This window comes from Mycobacterium szulgai (genome assembly GCF_002116635.1).
GTDB classification, from domain to species: Bacteria; Actinomycetota; Actinomycetes; order Mycobacteriales; family Mycobacteriaceae; genus Mycobacterium; species Mycobacterium szulgai.
The window spans coordinates 38,234-57,695 of the sequence record NZ_LQPW01000167.1; the positions used below are offsets into that span (position 1 = coordinate 38,234).

The following is a 19,462-nucleotide window of genomic DNA, read 5'->3' on the forward strand; positions in this document are numbered from 1 at the left end:
GTTGCTACTTGGCAGATCCCGATGAGGCGGAGATCGCAGTGCTGGTCGCGCCGCCACTCATGGCGCCCGACGCAGTGTCCGCCGCCCAGCAATTCGGCTCGGCGACAAGGCAACTCGACTACCAACGAGCCGTTGGTCAGCGCTGTCGGCGGGTCTGGCTGGTAACCACCTCCGGTGAGCGGGTCGGTTCTGACACGCCCGCGGCCCTGCCGGGCCAAGCCGCGCTGGGCGCGATGCACCGCAGCGTCGGATTCGAATTCCCCGACCACACCTTCGCCCATCTCGACCTGCCCAGCCGCAATATCGACGCGAACACCGCTCACGCGTGCGTTGGTGTGTTGCTGGGAGAGCAAACCGAGGTCGCCTGGCGCGACGGTTGTCTCGTCCGGACCCTGCAGGAATGCAGCGAACCCCCCGCTGAGCGCGTCCTGGATACGCCGGCACCCGACGATGTGGTGATCACCGGAGGCAGCGGAACCATCGGCCTGCGGTACGCCCGGCACTGCGTCGAAGCCGGCGCCCGGCGGGTGATCCTATTGAGCCGCAACGGCGTCGGCCAGGACGATCTGAACCGGTTGACTCACGGATATCCGGCGCAGGTCCATGCCCCGGCCTGCGACATCACCGACGCCGACGCGCTGTCGATGGTGGCCGAGCAGTTCGGCGGTGCGGGCGCTGCACTGCTGATTCACACCGCCGGAGCGGCCAGGTTCGCACCCCATGACCAACTCGGCGAGCAAGCTCTGGCAGAGGTGTTCTCGGCCAAGGTAACCGGGCTGGTCCGCATGACCGAGATCTGGCCACTGCGGCCTGACGCGCGAATCCTGTTGTGCTCCTCGGTATCCGGAGTCTGGGGCGGCTACGGACACGGTGCCTACGCGGCCTCCAACCGGATCCTGGACGTCCTGGCCGCCGACCTGCGGGCCAAGGGGCTGGACGCTATGGCGGTGCGCTGGGGGTTGTGGCAGGGCACCACGATTGCCGGCGCCGACGAAATCGCCCGCATCGAGCGATCCGGCTTGATCGCGATGGAGCCCGACGCAGCGGTTAGCGCCAGCCTGCGCCGCTACGGTGGCGACCCGCTGATTCTGGCCGCCGACTTCGACCGCCTGCGGGTGTTCTTCGAAAGCCAAGGCGTGTCAGTGCCTTTCATTGTGGCCGCCGACGAGGCAGATGACGATTCGCCGGCTGATTCCCAGAGTGCCGAACAACGGTCGGTCAGCGAGCTGGTGCGCGCCGAGATTGCGGCCGCGTTCAGCCTCGACGGACCGGCGTCGGTCGACCTCAGTGCGGCGCTGGTCGACCTGGGCGCGGACTCGATGCTGGCGCTGGACCTGCGCGACCGGCTGCGCCGCTGGACCGGCCAATCGGTGCCGGCGGCCCGATTGCTAGGCGGCATTACCGGCACCGAGCTGATCGACCTGCTGCAATCGGCTGCCGAACAACCCGCCGCGAGCCCCGAGCACAGTGCGAAACCCGAGAGACTGGAGAGGGCGGAATCCTCGCGTGACTGATACCGACCAACGCGTGAAGCCAAGGCAGGACGCAATTACCCGACTATCCGATGGTCAGCGCCGGATGTTGTTCCTGCAGTCGATGGATCCGGCCAGTTCGGTGCTCAACGTCTGCGCGTCCTACCGCCTGACCGGCGCTGTAGACCTCGAGCGGCTGCACCGGGCGCTTGACGCCGTGGCGCTTCGACATCCGGTGCTGCGCACCACGTATGAGATCGACCGTCATGACGATTCCACCGGCCCGCGTCCGATGATTCACGACGATCTGCGGCCCGGTTGGAGCCACCACGACTTGTGTGAGCTGACCGAACAGGCCCGGCAGCTGCGTCTGGAAGTGATCGCACAGCGAGAGTTTCGCCGTCCCTTCGATTTGACCGCCGACTCGCCGCTGCGGCTGGCCGCCGTGCGGCTGGGAGCCGAAGAGCTGGTCCTGTTGGTGACCGCACATCACATCGCCTGGGACGACGGCTCGTGGACTCCATTCTTCGCCGACCTGACCCGCGCCTACCGTGACGGCGACCTGGACGGCACTCCCCTGCCGCCGGTGACCGCCATGGGGACCCGCACCGACGATCTAGCCTACTGGCGCTCGTTGCTGTCGGATCTTCCTGAGCCACTGGAACTTCCAGGCCCCAGCGGCTCGGCGGTGCCCAGTACGTGGCGGGCCCAGCGGGCTTCGGTGCGGCTGCCGGCTCCTACCGTCGACAGCGCCACCGCGCTGGCCCGGCACAGTGGCACCACCCCCTACGCGGTGTTGCTGGCCGCGTTCTCGGCACTACTGCATCGCTACACCCATGCCACGGACTTCCTCATCGCGGCGCCGGTACTCAACCGCGGCGCCGGAACCGAGAGCGCGATCGGGTATTTCGGCAACACCGTGGTGGTACGTGCCCAACCGCAGCCGCGACAGACGTTTCGCGAGCTGCTGGCCCAAACCAACGACGGCGTCAACGGGGCCTTCGCCCACCAGCGCGTCAATCTGGACTGGCTGGTGAACGAATCAACCGCCGACCACGACCACGGCGCCGAACGGATGACCCGGGTGAGCTTTGGGATGCGCGAATCCGATGGCGCCGGCTTCAGCCCACCAGCGGTCCAGTGCCGGCGCGGCGAGCTGCGAGGCCAGTTCAGCCAGTTGCCACTGAGCCTCATGGTGGAGCTGGCGTCGGCCCGCGGCGACGGGCTGGTCGAAGCCGAATATCTCGGCGAGGTGCTGAACAATCAGCTGGCCAACCAGTTCCTCGACCATTTCATCACCCTGCTCGACAGCGCCCTGGCCGACCCGGACGCCGCCCTGGAACGGCTGGCGCTGTTCGGTTCGGCCGAGGCCGAATGGTTGCGCGAAGCGGCGACCGGCGAACGGTTTTCGACGCCCGCCACCACCCTGCCGGCGTTGGTGGCCGCGCGCGCGGCGTCTTCGCCCGACGCCCTCGCTGTCGTCTGCGATGGCCGCCAGTACAGCTACCGTCAAATCAACGAAGAAGCAAACCGGTTGGCGCACTGGCTGATTGATCAGCAAGTCGGCAGCGAGGACCGAGTCGCCGTGCTGCTGGACAAGTCTCCCGAACTCGTCATAACAGCGCTGGGCGTGCTTAAGGCCGGCGCCGTCTATCTGCCCGTCGACCCGGCCTATCCCGACGACCGGCTGGCGTACATCCTCGATGACGCCGAGGCCAAACTCGTGCTGCGCGAGCCGGTTACGGATCTCTCGAGGTATTCGTCCGCGGATCCGGGCCCCGACGAACTGATCCGGCCGCTGCGTCCCGACAACACCGCATATGTGATCTACACGTCGGGGTCGACCGGGCTGCCCAAGGGTGTGCCGGTGCCGCATGCGCCGGTCGCCGAATACTTCGTCTGGTTCGGCGACGAATACCAGGTCGACGAGACCGACCGGTTGCTGCAGGTGGCGTCGCCGGGATTCGACGTGTCCATCGCTGAAATCTTCGGGCTGCTGATCTGTGGTGGGCGGCTGGTGATTCCGCGGCCCGACGGACTGCGCGATATCGGCTATCTGACCGATCTGTTGCAGCGGGAGGGCATCACCTCGATGCATTTCGTCCCCTCGCTGCTGGGCCTGTTCTTGTCGCTGCCCGGCGTCAGCCAATGGCGCACCCTGCGCCGGGTGCCCATCGGTGGCGAGCCGCTGCCGGGCGAGATCGCCGACAAGTTCCACACCACCTTCGATGCGCTGCTGTACAACTTCTACGGCCCCACCGAAACCGTCATCAACACCACCAGCTACCAGGTGGAAGGCACCCAGGGCACCAGGATCGTGCCGATCGGGCGGCCCAAGATCAACACCCAGGTGTATGTGCTCGACGATGCGCTGCAGCCGGTGCCGGCCGGCGTCATCGGCGAAATCTACATCGGCGGAACCCATGTCGCACACGGTTACCATCGGCGGCCGGCGCTTACCGCCGAACGCTTCGTCGCCGACCCGTTCACCCCCGGCGGGCGGCTGTACCGGTCGGGAGACCTGGCGCGCCGCAACACCGACGGCGACATCGAATTCGTCGGCCGCGCCGACGAACAGGTCAAGATTCGCGGCTTCCGCATCGAGCTCGGTGAGATCGCCGCGGCGATCTCGGTCGACCCCAGCGTCGGGCAGGCGGTCGTGGTCGCCGCGGATCTGCCACAGCTGGGCAAGAGCCTGGTCGGCTACATCACCGCGGCCGAAGGCGGCCCCGAAACCGTTGACCTGGAACGTATCCAGGCCCGGGTCGCCGCCGCGCTGCCCGACTACATGACTCCGGCGGCCTATGTCGTCCTCGACGAGATTCCGATCACCGCGCACGGCAAGATCGACCGGACTGCCCTCCCCCGGCCCGAGATCGCCTCCACGGCCGAATATCGCGAGCCCACCACCGACAACGAACGCCGGATCGCCCAACTGTTCACCGACCTGCTCGGCCACCCCCGGGTCGGTGTCGACGACTCGTTCTTCGACTTGGGCGGGCACTCGCTGGCCGCGACCAAGCTGGTAGCCGCGATCCGATCCGGGTGCGGCGTGGAGCTCGGGATCCGCGATGTGTTCGAGCTCTCGACGGTCGGGCGTCTCGCCGAACGGATCGACGAACTGGCATCCGACACAGACAAGCCCAAGCGGCCCAGGCTGATCAAGACCTCCCACGACGGGCCGCTGCCAGTATCGGCCGCGCAATTGCGCACCTGGTTCGCCTACCAGATCGAGGGCCCCAGCGAAGTCAACAACATACCGTTCGCGGCCCGGTTGAGTGGGCCCTGCGACGTCGATGCCTTGGTCGCAGCCGTCGGCGATGTAGTGACCCGGCACGAAATCCTACGCACCACCTACACCGAAATCGACGGTGTGCCGCATCAAGTCGTGCACCCAGCCGCCGAGATTCCGGTGCGGCAGGCCACCGGCTCGGGCGAAGAGTGGTTGCAGCAGCAGCTGGACACCGAGCGCGGCTACCACTTCCAGCTGGACCGTGACTTGCCGGTGCGCGCCGCGGTGCTGCACACCGGTGACGAGCACGTGTTGTCGCTGGTGGTCCATCACATCGCGATCGACCACTGGTCGGGCGGGGTGCTGTTCGCCGACCTGCTCACCGCCTACCGCGCCCGGCACACCGGACAACAGCCGGCCTGGGCGCCGTTGCCGCTGCAGTACGCCGACTACGCGGCCTGGCAGGGCGAATTGCTGGCCGAAACGGAACAGGCCACCATCGCGGGGGTGCAACGCGACTACTGGACGCAGCAGCTGGAGGGAGTACCCGAGGACACCGGGCTGCGGCCGGATCTGCCGCGACAGCCGGTGCCCAGCGGAGCCGGTGACTCCGTCGAATTCAGTATCGACGCCCAGACCCGCGCCAAGCTCGCCGACATGTGCCGGCAGCTGGGCATCACCGAGTTCATGTTGTTGCAGACGGCGGTCGCGGTCGTGCTGCACAAGGCCGGTGGCGGCGTGGACATTCCGTTGGGCACACCGATCGCGGCGCGCGCTGAACCCGAACTGGACCAGCTGATCGGCTTTTTCATCAACATCCTGGTGCTACGCAACGACCTGACCGGCAACCCGACGCTGCGCGAAGTACTGCGCCGCGCCCGGGAAACCGCGCTGGCCGCTTACACGCACCAGGATCTACCCTTCGACCGGGTGGTGGACGCGGTCAATCCGGTACGCTCGCTATCCCGCAACCCGCTGTTTCAGGTCGTCGTGCACGTTCGGGATCACCTGCCCGCCGAACGCGTCGTCGACTCCGGTCCGGCCGGTGACACGCTGTTCACTGCGCTGGAGCCGACATTCGACATCGCGCACGCCGATCTCAGCGTCAACTTCTTCGCCACCGAGACCGGCTACAGCGGCAATATCCTCTTCCGTACCGAGCTATATCACCGCAGCACGATCGAACGGCTGGCCGGCTGGCTGGGCCAGGTCATCAATGCCTTTGCCGGTGACGTCGACCAGACATTGCGCAACGTCCAATTGCTCGATCACGAAGAGCGGCAACGCATCCTGGCTTTCAGCCGAGGTCCTGAGCCACCGGCCGAGCGCCCGCTCACCATTGCCGCACTGCTGGAGCCGAGCCGGCAATGGGGCGCCGACCGCATCGCAATGCGCTGCGGCGACGAGCAGATCGATTACCCTGCGCTGCATCGTCGGTCGGACGCCTTCGCCCATCTGCTCGCCGATCACGGCGTCGGGCCCGGATCACTGGTGGGCCTGTCGACCCGACGCGGCATCGACATGGTGGTAGCACTCGTCGGCATCATGAAGGCCGGGGCCGGTTTCTTCCCGCTCGATCCCGGCTATCCCCTGGCCCGCAAACAGCTGATGCTCGACGATGTTAGGCCGCAAGTCGTCGTGGTAACCGGCGATGCCGTCGGCACCATGCCGGATTCGCCTGGGGTGACGTTCATTTCGCTCGATGAGCCCAAAGTGCAAGAGGCCCTGGATGTTCCTGCAGCAAGCTCGCACCAGTTGCCCGCCGCTCATCCTGATGATCCGATGTACCTGGTGTTCACCTCCGGATCGACGGGCACACCCAAAGGTGTGCTGGGCACCCACCGTGCCATGACGAGCCGGCTGAACTGGCAGGTCTGGAATTATCCGGTGGCGGGCACAGATACCGAAGATATCCGGCTGGCGCAGGCGTCCTGGACCTTCCTCGAGGGCTGCATGGAGACGTTGGGCGGCCTGGCCGCCGGCGCCACCACGATCCTGGCCGACGACGCCGAGCATCGAGACCCCGAAGCCTTGGCGGCGCTGATCCAGCGTCACTCGGTGGCGCAGGTGACGGCGGTCCCCAGCCTGGTCTCGACGATCGTCGACGCCTGGCCCCAGGCGCTGCGCTCGCTGACCAGGCTGGTTTGCGGAGCCGAACCGATGACGGTGTCCCTGCAGGAGCGGTTGCTGGCCACATGCGGCGGCCCGCAAGGACCCGAGCTACTGAACAACTTCGGCGCCACCGAGACGTCCGGCGCACTGGTCCGCGGACCGCTGACCCCACCGGTTCCTATTTTGGGCACCCCGATGCCCGACTCGCAGGTCTACCTGCTCGACGACGCGCTCAAACCGGTGCCGGTCGGAGTAGTCGGCGAGTTGTATTACGCGGGCAGCCAATTGGTGCGAGGTTACTGGAAACGCCCCGGCCTGACGGCGGCGCGATTCGTACCCAACCCGTATGCCCGGGAACCCGGCGCGCGGTTCTACCGCAGCGGCGACCGGGCCCGCTGGACCGAGGACGGCCGGCTCGAGTTCGTCGGCCGCGCCGACCATCAGGTGAAGGTGCGTGGCTTCCGCGTCGAACTCGGCGAAGTGGAGGCCGCGTTGAAGGCGGCCGACGACGTGGCCGCGGTGGCCGCGCGAACCTGGGATCTGCAGGGCAGTACCACGTTGGCCGGATATGTGGTGCCACATCGGCCGGCCGCCGACGATGCCGCCAAGGCGACATTCGCCTCCGCGGTGCGCGCCGAAGTAGCCAGCGTCCTGCCCGGATACATGATGCCGTCGTCGATCACCGTGCTCGACGAGATGCCGAAAACCGAGTCGGGCAAGTTGAACCGGCCCGGGCTGCCGCGGCCGGCCGTCAGCACGACGGGTCACGCCGACCCGCCGCAAACCAGCACGGAATGCGCGCTGGCAACGGTTTTCGCGGAGCTGCTCGCGACGCCGGAGGTGGGCCGCTTCGACGATTTCTTCGCGCTGGGCGGTGACAGCATCCTGTCGGTGCAGCTGGCCGCGCGAGCGCGCGCGGCCGGCCTGACGGTGAGCCCGCGGATGGTGTTCGAGAACCCGACCGTGCAGCGTCTAGCCGCCGCAGCCGATTCCGCCGGGCCCGACGCCGACGGGGCCGCACCAGATACCCACCACAAACCGATGACCACTTCAGGTCTGTCAGAGCAGGATCTGGCCGCAGTGACCCAGAGTTGGGGTGCGCCCGGCACGGGCGGCACGCCGTGACCGCCGCCGAAACCAGAACGCCACCGGCCATCGAGGACGTGATGGCGCTGAGCCCACTGCAAGAGGGGCTCTATTCACTCACCACTTTGTCGGGGTTCAGCGAGGACGACCCGTACCTGATCGGAATCACCGCCGACATCTCCGGTGAACTCGACGTCGAGCTGCTCAAGGATTGCGCGGCGAAGATGCTGGCGCGGCACCCGAATCTGCGGGCCAGCTTCGTCAGCCGCGACATCGCGCGTCCGGTCCAGATCGTGCCGTCGCGAGTCGAGCTGCCGTGGCGGCAGGTCACCGCCGCGTCCGAAGATGTCGAACGCCTCGAAACCGCGGAGCGATGCCGGCCGTTCGACCTGGAGCGGATTCCGGCGATCCGCTTTCTGCTCATCGAATTGCCCGACGCACATTGGCATTTCGTGATCAGCGCACACCACATCGTGATCGACGGCTGGTCGTTGCCGGTCTTCGCCGCAGAGATGATCGCCTTGTACGGGGCCGGCGGCAACCTCGAGGTGCTGGCCGCTGAGCCACGACCGTACCGGGATTACATCGGTTGGCTGGCCGGTCGTGATCACGATGCCAGCGAGCAGGTGTGGCGCGAACACCTCGCCGGGTTACCGGGCCCTACCCTGCTCTCGTCCGCGCTGAGCACCGAAGCCCCCGGTGCCGGCCTACCGCGACGCACCGAATTGCGCTTCGACGCCGGCACTACCGCGCGTCTCTCCGAAGGCGCCCGCTCCCGCGGCATCACCGTCAACACGGTGCTGCAGATGGCGTGGGCGCTGGTGTTGTCGCGGCTCACCGACCGCGACGATGTGGTGTTCGGTGTCACGGTATCCGGGCGGCCACCGGAACTGACCGGTGTGGAAACCATGATCGGTCTGTTCATCAACACCGTGCCGCTGCGGGTGCGACTCGATCCGGACGCCGACGCCGGCGGGCAATGCCTCGGGGTGCAACGGAATGCGGCGATATTGCGCGATCACGGCTATCTCGGCCACGCACAGCTGCGGGCACTGGGCGGGATCGGCGAGATGTTCGACACCCTGCTGGTCTACGAGAACTTCCCGACCGCCGGACTGTTCGACGGTGGCGAATTGACCGCCGGCGGTGCGACGTTCCGGCCGTCCGCCCTGGAAAGCGTGTCGCACTTCCCGGTCGCGCTGGCGGCCCACATGGCCGACGGCGAGCTGGTCATGCTGGTGGAAGTCCTTGCCGGTGCACTGGGCGCGACGACCGGCGAGACGCTCGGGCGCCGGGTGCTGGCCACCGCCGAACGGCTGTTGTCGGGGTGGGATCGGCCACTGCGCGAGGTCAGCGTGCTGTTCGACGACGAGGCGCAGCCGCTGCGGTGCAATGCCGCACCGCCGCCTCGGCCGGCGACCGGGTTCCATACCCGGTTTGCCGCAGTGGCCGCGGCCAATCCAGACCGGGTCGCGCTCAGCTGGGCGGACGGGTCGATGAGCTACCGCGAACTCGATGCGTGTGCCGACCGGGTGGCCGAGCTGCTCAACTCGCACCGGGTAGCGCCCGAAACGCCGGTCGCGATTCGGCTTTCGCGCGACCCGCAGTACGTCGTCGCGATACTCGGGGTGCTCAAGGCCGGCGCCGTATGCGTGCCACTGGAACCGGGAATGCCTCCTGAACGGGTGGAGTCGATCCTGCAGCAGACCGGCGCCGGCGTCATCGTGGACGAGGAGATGCTGTCCGCGGCAAGCGACCAGCGGCGCAACGATTTCCGTCCGGTCGACGTCGACCCTCAGCAAGCCGCCTACGTCGTCTTCACCTCCGGCACAACCGGAGAACCCAAGGGCGTCATCGGAACTCACGGCGCGCTGGGCGCCTATGCCGACGACCACCTCGACGGCGTACTGCGTTCCGGGTCGGCCCGGTTGGGGCGCCCGCTGACCGTGGCGCATGTCTGGTCCTTCGCTTTCGACGCCGCCTGGCAGCCGCTGGCCGCGTTGCTCGACGGTCACGCCGTTCACGTCGTCGACGAACACACCCAACGCGACGCCGAAGCGCTGGTGCGCACTATCGGCGAACTTCGCATCGACATGATCGACACCACTCCGTCGATGTTCGCCCAGCTGCGAGCTTTCGGATTGCTCACCGACGTGCCGTTGGCGGTGCTCGCGCTGGGCGGTGAAGCCATCGGCCCGCCGGCCTGGAAGGCGATCCGCGACGAGTGCCGCCGCAGCGGCATGCTGGCATTCAACTGCTACGGCCCCACCGAGACAACTGTCGAGGCGGTGCTGGCGGCGATCGCCGAGCATGATGCGCCCACGATCGGGCGCCCGACCCAGCAGACCCGCGGCTATGTGCTGGATTCCGCACTGCGCCCAGTGCCCGTCGGCGTGCCCGGCGAATTATATTTGGCGGGAGCACAATTGGCCCGCGGCTACCTCGGGCGCCCAGGCGAGACGTCGCATCGGTTCGTCGCCGACCCGGTTGTGCCCGGCGAGCGCATGTACCGCACCGGTGATGTGGTGCGCCGCCAGCCGGACGGCTGCGTGCAATATCTCGGGCGCGCAGACGCCCAGGTGAAGATCCGTGGCTACCGCGTGGAACCAGGTGAGATCGCCGCCGCACTGCAGGCCCATCCCGAGGTGGGCAACGCCCATGTCCTGGTGAGCGAGCAACACCGGCTGACGGCCTACGCGTCGACCGTAAACGGCTCCGCGCCCACCGCCGACCAACTCCGGAGCATGCTCGGTACGCGGCTGCCGCGCTACATGGTTCCGCAGCGCATCGTGGTTGTAGATGACATTCCGCTGACCGCCAACGGCAAGCTGGACGAGGCCGCCCTGGCTGCGCTCGATTACACCGCCGACGTGGAAGCCACCCCCGAAACGCCGACCGAAACCGCACTGGCCGAATTGCTTTCGGAGTTGCTGCAGCTTCCGGCGATCGACATGACTGCAGACTTCCTGCAGCTGGGGCTGGACAGCATCGTGGCCCTCTCGGTGGTGCAGGCGGCACGCCGGCGCGGTATTCCGTTGCGTGCGCGACTCATTCTGGAGTGCGGCACCGTCCGCGAACTCGCCGCGGCAATCGACGGCGAAGCTTCCGGCGTGCCACACGAAGCCGAGGACGACACCACACCAATCCCGCTGCTGCCCAACGCACATTGGCTCTATGAGTACGGCGAGCCACGACGGTTGGCGCAGGTCGAGGCGATCCGGCTACCCGAAAACATCACCGGTGACCAGGTGCGCACGGCGCTCAAAAGGTTGGTCGACGGCCACCAGGTGCTGCGCACCCGCCTGGACCGCGCCGCGATGACTTTGGTGCCCAGCCCATCCACCGACATCCTCGCCGAAGTGACTCCGACGGACGATCCAGCGGGCGATCTGAAGGAGGCAGTCGCCGAGCACGCGCACCAAGCCGTGGAAAGCCTCGACCCCGAACGGGGCCGGCTGCTGGCAGCCGCGTGGCTGCAGCGAGGCAATGTCCTGGTGCTGGCCGCGCATGTGCTGGCGATGGACCCGGCCTCATGGCGGGTAGTGCTCGGCGAACTTGACGCCGCACTGCATGCGCTGGCCGACGGGCACCCACCCGCGCCGATTCGCGAGCACACCAGCTTCCGGCGCTGGGCTCAGGCTCTGGTCCAGCGTGCTGAAACCCTTGACACGGCCCCGTTTTGGCTCGACCAGCTGCGCGGAGACGACCCGGATCTGGGAGCCCGACGGCTGCGGCCCAGGCGTGACCGGGCCGCAGATCTCATCGTGCGCCCGGCGGTGAGCGACACCGAAATCACCGGCCGACTGTTGAAGTCGGATGTGCCGATGTTCGACCTGCTGGCCGCGGCGACCGCGTGGATGGTTAGCCGGTGGCGACAAGACCGAGGCCAGCCGATGCCGCCACCGCTGCTGGCACTGGAAACCCACGGCCGCGCCGACACCGTGGTCGATGACACCGACAGCATCGACACCACCGACACCGTAGGACTGCTGAGCGGTATCTATCCGCTGCGCGTGGAGACCACGGACCCGCGCCGGGTCGCGCAGCGGGTGGCCTCGATTCCCGGCGCCGGCATCGACTACGGGCTGCTGCGCTACCTACGCAGCGACACGGCACGGCAACTCGGCGAATATCCTGGGCCGCAATTGCTGCTCAATTATCTGGGCCGCGGCGACGTCGGGGACGCCGGGTTGCGGCTGGACCGCGAACTGCTCGGCGGCCTGCCGCCACTACCCGAGCCCGACCTGGCGGTGCGTCACGAGCTCACCATCATGGCCACGCTGCTCGGAGCCGGCGACCAGCAAATCCTGCTGACCCAATGGCGGGCGCTGCCCGACATCCTCGACGAATCCGATCTCACTGCGCTGCAAACGCTTTGGGAAGAAGCTCTATTGGAGATGGTTACATGAGCACACTCGCGGTACTGGGGGCCGGCGCCAAGGCGGTAGCCGTCGCCGCCAAGGCATCGGTGTTGCAGACGATGGGTGTCGAGACATTCGACGTCGTCGCCGTCGAGCGGACCGGAGTGGCGGCCAACTGGCAGGCCAGCGGCGGCTGGACCGACGGCGCGCAAAGCCTCGGCACCAGCCCGGAAAAAGACGTCGGCTTCCCGTATCGCTCATCGCTGGTCCCGCGCCGCAACGCCGAGCTCGACGAGCGGATGACGTGCCACAGCTGGCAGGCCTATTTGATCGCCACCGGCCAGTTCGCCCAGTGGATCGACCGCGGTCGCCCGGCACCGACGCACCGCCGGTGGGGACAGTACCTGCGCTGGGTCGCCGAGCGCATCGACATGTCGGTGGTCTACGGCGCCGTCGAGCGGATCTCCGTCGACGGCCGGCGTTGGGCGCTGCACACTCCCGAGCGCACCGTGCTCGCCGACGCCTTGATGATCACCGGGCCCGGCCAGGCTGAACGAACCCTGCTGCCGGGCCATCCACGGGTGCTCTCGATCGCACAGTTCTGGCACCGCGCCGCCGAGCACGACCGGATCACCGCCGAGCGGGTAGCGATGGTCGGTGGTGGCGAGACGGCCGCAGCCATGCTCAATGAGCTTTTCCAGCACAAGATTTCGACAATCACCGTCATCTCGCCCCAGGTCACGCTCTTCACTCGCGGCGAGGGTTACTTCGAGAACTCACTGTTCTCCGACCCGTCGGAATGGACTGCGCTGACGGTGGCCGAACGTCGTGGCGCGATCGCGCGCACCGACCGCGGTGTGTTCTCGTCCACCGTGCAGGACGCGCTGATGGCCGACGACCGAATCCGGCATCTGCGTGGACGGGTTGCCCATGCGGTCGCACGCGACGATCAGATTCGGCTCACGTTGAGCACCAACCGGGGCAGCGAAGATTTCGAGACCGTCCACGGCTTCGACCTCGTTATCGACGGATCGGGTCTGGATGCGCTGTGGTTCACCACGCTGTTCAGCCAGGACGCGCTCGACCTGCTCGAGCTTGGCCTGGGCGGCCCGATGAGTGGGGACCGCCTGCAGGAAGCAATCGGCCACGACTTGGGTGTCAACGACGTCACGCCGAAGCTGTTTCTGCCGGGGTTGGCCGGGCTGAACCAGGGGCCGGGGTTCCCCAATCTCAGCTGCCTGGGCCTGCTTTCCGACCGGGTACTGGGCGCCGCTTCATCTCCTGTGTCATCCCCCGCGTCATCCCCCGCCAATGGTTCGACAAGGAGAAATGATGAGCACCAATCCCTTCGATGACGAAACCGGCACCTTCATCGTGCTGATCAACGGCGAGGAACAGCACAGCCTGTGGCCGAGCTTCGCCGACATCCCAGCCGGCTGGCGCCAGGTCTACGGCGAAGCGGCCCGGGCCGATTGCCTGCAGTACGTAGAAGAACACTGGCCCGATATGCGGCCGAAAACACTTCGCGAGGCACGGAATTCACGAAGGTCGACATGAGCGATACCGATGTGATCCTGCCGCGGGAACTGACCACTCTCTCTGACGAGGTCCGCGATGTTCCGGCACCGCCTTCCAATCCTGAAGTGCCCGAGCCGTATTCGTTTCGGTTAGCCGATCCCGACGCCGACGCCGAGATGATCGCCGAATGGATGAACCGCCCACACCTTGCCGAAGCATGGGAGTACGATTGGCCGGTTTCGCGGTGGGAACGCTACCTGCGCGCCCAGATTGACGGTAGCTATTCGCGCCCCTTCCTCGGCAGCGAGAGCGGCAGGGAGCGCGCATACGTCGAATTGTACTGGGCTGCTAAGGATTCCATTGCCGACCGGTACGACTGCGACACGTATGATTTGGGTATACACGCCGCGATGCCCGATCTGGAATATATGAACAAGGGAGTCGCCCAGCTGGTGCTGCCGCACTTCGTCGCGAGTGTGCTCAATGCCGAATCACGTTGCCGACGAATCATGTTCGATCCGGACCATCGCAACAAGATGGCCCGTCGGTTCTGCGAGCGCGCCGGCTGTGTTTTTCTCGGCGAACACGACATGGCAAATCGCCGGATGGCGCTTTACGCGTTGCCTCGTTCGCCTGAGGATGTTCCCAGGACAGCTGAGGCCTGAGCACAGCCACGCCTGAGCAGGGGACACACGCGAACCGATGCCCACGATCACTGCCCGCTAAGTGTTAGTGTCCCTTCGGTTTTGAGCACGCGGTTAGCCGTAATCCGCTCAGCCTTGCGAGCATCGCGCTCGATGTAGCGCTGCTTGGATTCGTCGAACTTGTCGCAGGATTCCTCGAGCTCCTTGATCAGCAGGGCCAGGTCGTCGCGCATCCACGCCCCCTCGCCCGTGAAGTCTTCACGTTCGAAGATCCGCCACTTTTTCAGCACTGGCATGACCACTTCTTCGAGATGAATCCGCGGGTCGTAGACCCCGCCGACGGCGATGATCACGGCCTTGCGGCGGAACTCTGGCACAGTGAAGCCGGGCATCTTGAAGTTACGCAAGATCCGGTGCACCGACTTGATCGCCTGGTTGGGGGCGATGTCCAGGCCGGCGGCGCTGACATCGCGGTAGAAGATCATGTGCAGGTTTTCGTCGTGCGACACCCTGGCCATCAACTGCTCCGCGATTGGGTCGTTACTGGCTCTGCCGGTGTTGCGGTGCGAGACGCGAGTGGCCAGCTCTTGGAAAGAGACATACATCACCGAGTCGAAGACGCTTTCAGCAAACATATCGCCCTGGCGGTTCTGGCCCGGGCTGAAACCTCTCGTCATTTGCTCCATACGGAGCTTCTCCAGCGCTACCGGATCGACCGCGCGCGTCACCACCAGATAGTCACGCAGCGCGGTGCTGTGCCGGTTCTCCTCGGCGGTCCACCGGTTGACCCATTGACCCCATGGACCGTCCATGCTGAAGTTCATCGCGATCTCACGGTGATACGACGGTAAGTTGTCTTCAGTCAACAAGTTTTGCACCATTGCCACCAGCGCTACATCGGAAAGCCGGCTCTGTTCGGGCGCCCAGTCCTGGCCGTCAAGGGCATAGAAATTCTTGCCGTCTGACCACGGAATGTAATCGTGCGGGTTCCATTCTTTGAACATCGACATGTGGCGGTTCATCAGCTTCTCCACCACAGGCTCAAGTTCGTGCAGTAGCTGTAGGTTGGTCATTTCCTTCGGCATAACGTCTCCCAGCTATGTGTGTCATTCAGTAACAGTGAATATATCTGTAAACCTCGGTTACATCAAGTCAGACACGCCGCGACGGGCGATCATGCCGGGGTCGTCGTCGTATCGCGGATCCAGCAGGTTTGTCTGCACCGAAAAGAAAATGCCAGGTCACGGTCCGGCGACACCACCGACAACGAAAGTTTGCACATTGCGGCAGCCATGTCGTTGATGTCGGCCGCAGAAGTGGCAGTTGGCGACGACTTGCCGGAGGGCGCGGCGGTGTAGGTCGCCGCGGCTTTCTCAGCTCGAAGTAGTTGCTTAGCGGTCGCGGCGGGTCGCCCGAAAAGTGGCGACAGTGCCAGTGGCGGCCAACACGGTGAAAACGATGTATAGCCATCGCGCCTCCGCCACTTCCCCACCGTGGGCTGTGTTGACCACCACCCCGGCCAGCCCAGCGCCGAAAGCACCCGAAATCAGCTGTACGGTGTTGATTGCCGCCGCCGCCAGGCGACTTTCCGACGTGTCGTCGACGGAATCCATTGCTCTTACCGACAGGTGCGGCCAGGCAATGCCGATACCGCTTCCGGTGATCAGCAACGCCAGTGCCCAGAGCGCAACAATGGCCGGGGATGCGTTGGCGCGCTGGGTTAGTGCGCCCAGAGCTAGACCCAGCGCCATCACCAACGGCGCGGCTAGGACCACACGCCCGATGACTCGCGAGCTGTTCAGCGAGGCGCTGCCAATCTCGCCGACGGTCCAGCCCAGCGAAAGCGCTGCGCCGAGAAACCCAGCCGCCACCGGAGTCAGATGTCCCAAGCGCTGACCGAACAGCGGCACATAGGTTGTGACCATCGCCGCGATCATCTGAACCGACATCGCCAGATAGATCCATTTCAACGGTCCGGGACCAAACACGCTGCGCGGCAACACCGCGACATGCATTCGCCAGTCGACGAGCACGAACATCGCGATCAGCAGTGCGCCCGCGGCCACCAGTCCGGCGGTTTCCACCACGTCGGTCGGTAGCTCGGCGATGCTGACCGCAAGGGCGGCAGTCCCGATCGCCAGCACCGACCACACCGGTACCTTCTCGGAGGGACCGGCCCCGCCGCTTTGCTGACGGCCAGCGCTCAGCACGGTCGGCACCAGCATCGCCATTGGCAGCGTCGCGATCGCCAGCGCGCCAAACGCCCACCGCCACAGTCCGAACTGCGCGAAGAGCCCACCGGCGGCCGGACCGATAAAGGTGGCGACCCCCCACATCGCCGATACCAGCGCCGAGCCGCGGGCCCACAGCGAGCGGGGCAACGCAGAGTTGATGAGCGCGTAGCCCAAACCGGCCAGCAGTCCACCGGCCATTCCCTGCAGGGTGCGGCCGGCGACCAGAATCTCCATCGATGGAGCCACCGCGCACACCAGGCTGGCGACGCCGAAGACGGCCAGACCCATCAGGTAGGACAGGCGCGCCCCGACGCGGACCAGCATCGGGTTCACCGTGGTCGCCGCTACGACCGACCCGACCAGGTACAAAGTGGTCACCCATGCGTAGAGCCGCTGGCCACCGATTTCGGCGACGGTGCTGGGCAGCAGGCTGATCGTCAGGAATTCATTCGTGGCGTACAAGCCGACCCCGCCGACCAACACAGCGGAGGTCGCTAGGTAGCCGCCCAGCAGCTCGCGCCAGCTGCCGGTCTCGCTCGCCGTTTCCGTCACTTGAGGCCGGCGGCGTCCATTCCGCGCAGTTCTTTTTTGAGGTCGGCGATCTCATCGCGGAAGCGGGCGGCCAGTTCGAACTGCAGGTCGCGCGCCGCGGCCATCATCTGCGCGGTGAGGTCCTTGATGAGGTCCGCCAGCTCGGCGCGGGGCATGTTCGAGGTGTCGCGGCCCTCGATCACCCCGGCGCTGACCGCGCGGCCGGGTTCGCCCTGTGCGCGCCGTCCCCGGGAGACGCTGCGCCCCGAACCCATTTCGACGGTCTCGGTGTCGTCCGCCTCGCGGTAAACCTGGTCGAGGATGTCGGCGATCTTCTTGCGCAGCGGCTGCGGGTCGATGCCGTTGGCCTCGTTGTAGGCGATCTGCTTTGCCCGCCGTCGTTCGGTCTCGTCGATAGCTTCCTTCATCGAGTCGGTGATCTTGTCGGCATACATGTGCACTTCACCGGAGACGTTGCGGGCCGCACGGCCGATGGTCTGAATCAGGCTGCGCGTCGAGCGCAGGAAGCCTTCCTTGTCCGCGTCGAGGATCGACACCAGCGAGACTTCGGGCAGGTCCAGTCCTTCCCGGAGCAGGTTGATGCCGACCAGCACGTCGTACTCACCGAGCCGCAGTTGGCGCAGCAACTCCACCCGCCGCAGCGTGTCGACCTCGGAGTGCAGGTAGCGCACCCGGATGCCCATCTCCAGCAGGTAATCGGTGAGGTCTTCGGCCATCTTCTTGGTCAGCGTCGTCACCAGCACCCGCTGGTCGGCATCGGTGCGTTTGCGGATCTCGCCGATCAGGTCGTCAATCTGTCCTTTGGTTGGCTTGACCACCACCTTCGGATCCACCAGGCCGGTCGGGCGGATCACCTGCTCGACGAACTCACCGCCGGTCTGGCTGAGCTCATACGGCCCGGGCGTTGCCGACAGGTACACCGTCTGCCCGATCCGGTCGGCGAACTCCTCCCACGTCAGAGGTCGATTGTCGACCGCCGACGGCAGCCGGAACCCGTACTCGACGAGGTTGCGCTTCCGCGACATGTCACCCTCGTACATGCCGCCGATCTGCGGCACCGTCACATGCGACTCATCGATGACCAGCAGAAAGTCCTCCGGGAAGTAGTCCAGCAGGGTCGCCGGGGGCGAGCCCGGACCGCGACCGTCAATGTGCCTCGAGTAGTTCTCGATGCCGGAACAGAACCCGACCTGGCGCATCATCTCGATGTCGTAGTTGGTCCGCATCCGCAGCCGCTGGGCTTCCAGCAGCTTGCCCTGGTTCTCGAATTCAGCGAGCCGCTCGGCAAGTTCCTCCTCGATGGTGGAGATGGCGTGGGCCATGCGCTCCGGACCGGCCACATAGTGGGTGGCCGGGAAGATCCGCAGCGAGTCGACCTGCCTGATCACGTCGCCGGTCAGCGGGTGCAGGTAGTACAGCGCCTCGACCTCGTCGCCGAAGAATTCGATGCGAACCGCCAGCTCTTCGTAGGAGGGAATGATCTCCACGGTGTCCCCGCGCACCCGGAACGAACCGCGGGTGAAGGAAAGGTCGTTGCGGGTGTACTGGACGTCGACGAGCAGCCGCAGCAACCCGTCGCGCGGCACCTCGGTGCCGACCCTTAGTTCGACGGATCGGTCCAGGTAGGACTGCGGGGTGCCGAGGCCGTAGATGCAGGACACCGAGGCCACCACCACAACGTCGCGACGGGACAGCAGCGACGAGGTAGCCGAGTGCCGAAGCCGCTCCACGTCATCGTTGATCGAACTGTCCTTCTCGATATAGGTGTCGGTCTGCGCGATGTACGCTTCCGGCTGGTAGTAGTCGTAGTACGAGACGAAGTACTCGACTGCGTTGTGCGGCAACATCTCTCGCAGCTCATTGGCCAGCTGGGCGGCCAGCGTCTTGTTGGGCGCCATGACCAGGGTGGGCCGCTGCAGCCGTTCGATGAGCCACGCTGTGGTCGCCGATTTCCCGGTACCGGTGGCGCCCAGCAGCACCACGTCGCGCTCCCCCGCCTTGATTCGCCGCTCCAGCTCCTCGATGGCGGCCGGCTGGTCCCCGGCAGGGTCGTGCGGGCTGACCACGTCGAAGTGCCCGCCGGTGCGTACCAGCCCTTCCACGTCTTCTGCGGCTGGGCGGTATTCCGAATGCGCGATTACTGGGTGTTCGGTGGCAAAGGCCATGACACCAGGGTAGAACCAGGCCCTGACAACCTTTCTTCCGCGAGCGTGCGCAGAATGCCATTCTCACCAGCGTGTCCCCTGACAGA

The 19,462-nt window shown here is 66.2% G+C and carries 9 protein-coding genes; 6 read left to right on the forward strand and 3 right to left on the reverse strand.

Annotated elements, in window-relative coordinates; genetic code table 11:
* Positions 1–8: 8 nt before the first annotated feature.
* Genes AWC27_RS32480 through AWC27_RS26090 form a run of 6 tightly spaced genes read left to right on the forward strand, consistent with a single transcriptional unit; the run spans position 9 to position 14,446 of the window.
* Entirely contained in the window at positions 9–1,514 is a 1,506-nt protein-coding gene (locus tag AWC27_RS32480; RefSeq protein WP_245847522.1) for an SDR family NAD(P)-dependent oxidoreductase, read from the forward strand.
* A gap of 13 nt (positions 1,515–1,527) precedes the next feature.
* The gene (locus AWC27_RS26070) at positions 1,528–7,941 is read left to right on the forward strand and encodes an amino acid adenylation domain-containing protein (RefSeq protein ID WP_425437521.1); all 6,414 of its coding nucleotides are present in this window, start codon (positions 1,528–1,530) and stop codon (positions 7,939–7,941) included.
* On the forward strand, positions 7,938–12,311 hold the full coding sequence (locus tag AWC27_RS26075) for a non-ribosomal peptide synthetase (RefSeq protein ID WP_211281716.1): 4,374 nt from the start codon (positions 7,938–7,940) through the stop codon (positions 12,309–12,311). Before AWC27_RS26070 ends, AWC27_RS26075 begins: the two co-directional genes overlap by 4 nt.
* Positions 12,308–13,618 carry an NADPH-dependent L-lysine N(6)-monooxygenase MbtG gene (gene mbtG / locus AWC27_RS26080; RefSeq protein ID WP_085673272.1) on the forward strand — a complete coding sequence of 437 codons (1,311 nt, stop codon included), beginning with the start codon at positions 12,308–12,310 and terminating at the stop codon, positions 13,616–13,618. Before AWC27_RS26075 ends, mbtG begins: the two co-directional genes overlap by 4 nt.
* On the forward strand, positions 13,596–13,820 hold the full coding sequence (locus tag AWC27_RS26085; protein ID WP_085673274.1) for an MbtH family protein: 225 nt from the start codon (positions 13,596–13,598) through the stop codon (positions 13,818–13,820). Before mbtG ends, AWC27_RS26085 begins: the two co-directional genes overlap by 23 nt.
* On the forward strand, positions 13,817–14,446 hold the full coding sequence (locus tag AWC27_RS26090) for a GNAT family N-acetyltransferase (protein ID WP_085673276.1): 630 nt from the start codon (positions 13,817–13,819) through the stop codon (positions 14,444–14,446). The genes AWC27_RS26085 and AWC27_RS26090 overlap by 4 nt, the downstream gene beginning before the upstream one ends.
* Before the next feature lie 47 nt (positions 14,447–14,493).
* Here AWC27_RS26090 and AWC27_RS26095 read toward each other — a convergent pair whose 3' ends face one another.
* From AWC27_RS26095 to uvrB, 3 genes are all read right to left on the reverse strand, one after another.
* The gene (locus AWC27_RS26095) at positions 14,494–15,510 is read right to left on the reverse strand and encodes an acyl-ACP desaturase (RefSeq protein ID WP_085673278.1); all 1,017 of its coding nucleotides are present in this window, start codon (positions 15,508–15,510) and stop codon (positions 14,494–14,496) included.
* 306 nt (positions 15,511–15,816) lie between these two features.
* Positions 15,817–17,211 (reverse strand): MFS transporter, encoded by a 1,395-nt coding sequence (locus tag AWC27_RS26105; RefSeq protein WP_085673282.1) that lies wholly within the window; start codon positions 17,209–17,211, stop codon positions 15,817–15,819.
* Positions 17,208–19,376 (reverse strand): excinuclease ABC subunit UvrB, encoded by a 2,169-nt coding sequence (gene uvrB / locus AWC27_RS26110; protein WP_085673284.1) that lies wholly within the window; start codon positions 19,374–19,376, stop codon positions 17,208–17,210. The genes AWC27_RS26105 and uvrB overlap by 4 nt, the downstream gene beginning before the upstream one ends.
* Positions 19,377–19,462 lie beyond the last annotated feature (86 nt).

Excerpts from the sequence above, each read along its gene's own strand:
- AWC27_RS26095 (WP_085673278.1), bottom strand. The coding sequence starts at position 15,510 with ATGCCGAAGGAAATGACCAACCTACAGCTACTGCACGAACTTGAGCCT.
- mbtG (WP_085673272.1), top strand. The coding sequence starts at position 12,308 with ATGAGCACACTCGCGGTACTGGGGGCCGGCGCCAAGGCGGTAGCCGTC.
- AWC27_RS26090 (WP_085673276.1), top strand. The coding sequence starts at position 13,817 with ATGAGCGATACCGATGTGATCCTGCCGCGGGAACTGACCACTCTCTCT.
- uvrB (WP_085673284.1), bottom strand. The coding sequence starts at position 19,376 with ATGGCCTTTGCCACCGAACACCCAGTAATCGCGCATTCGGAATACCGC.
- AWC27_RS26085 (WP_085673274.1), top strand. The coding sequence starts at position 13,596 with ATGAGCACCAATCCCTTCGATGACGAAACCGGCACCTTCATCGTGCTG.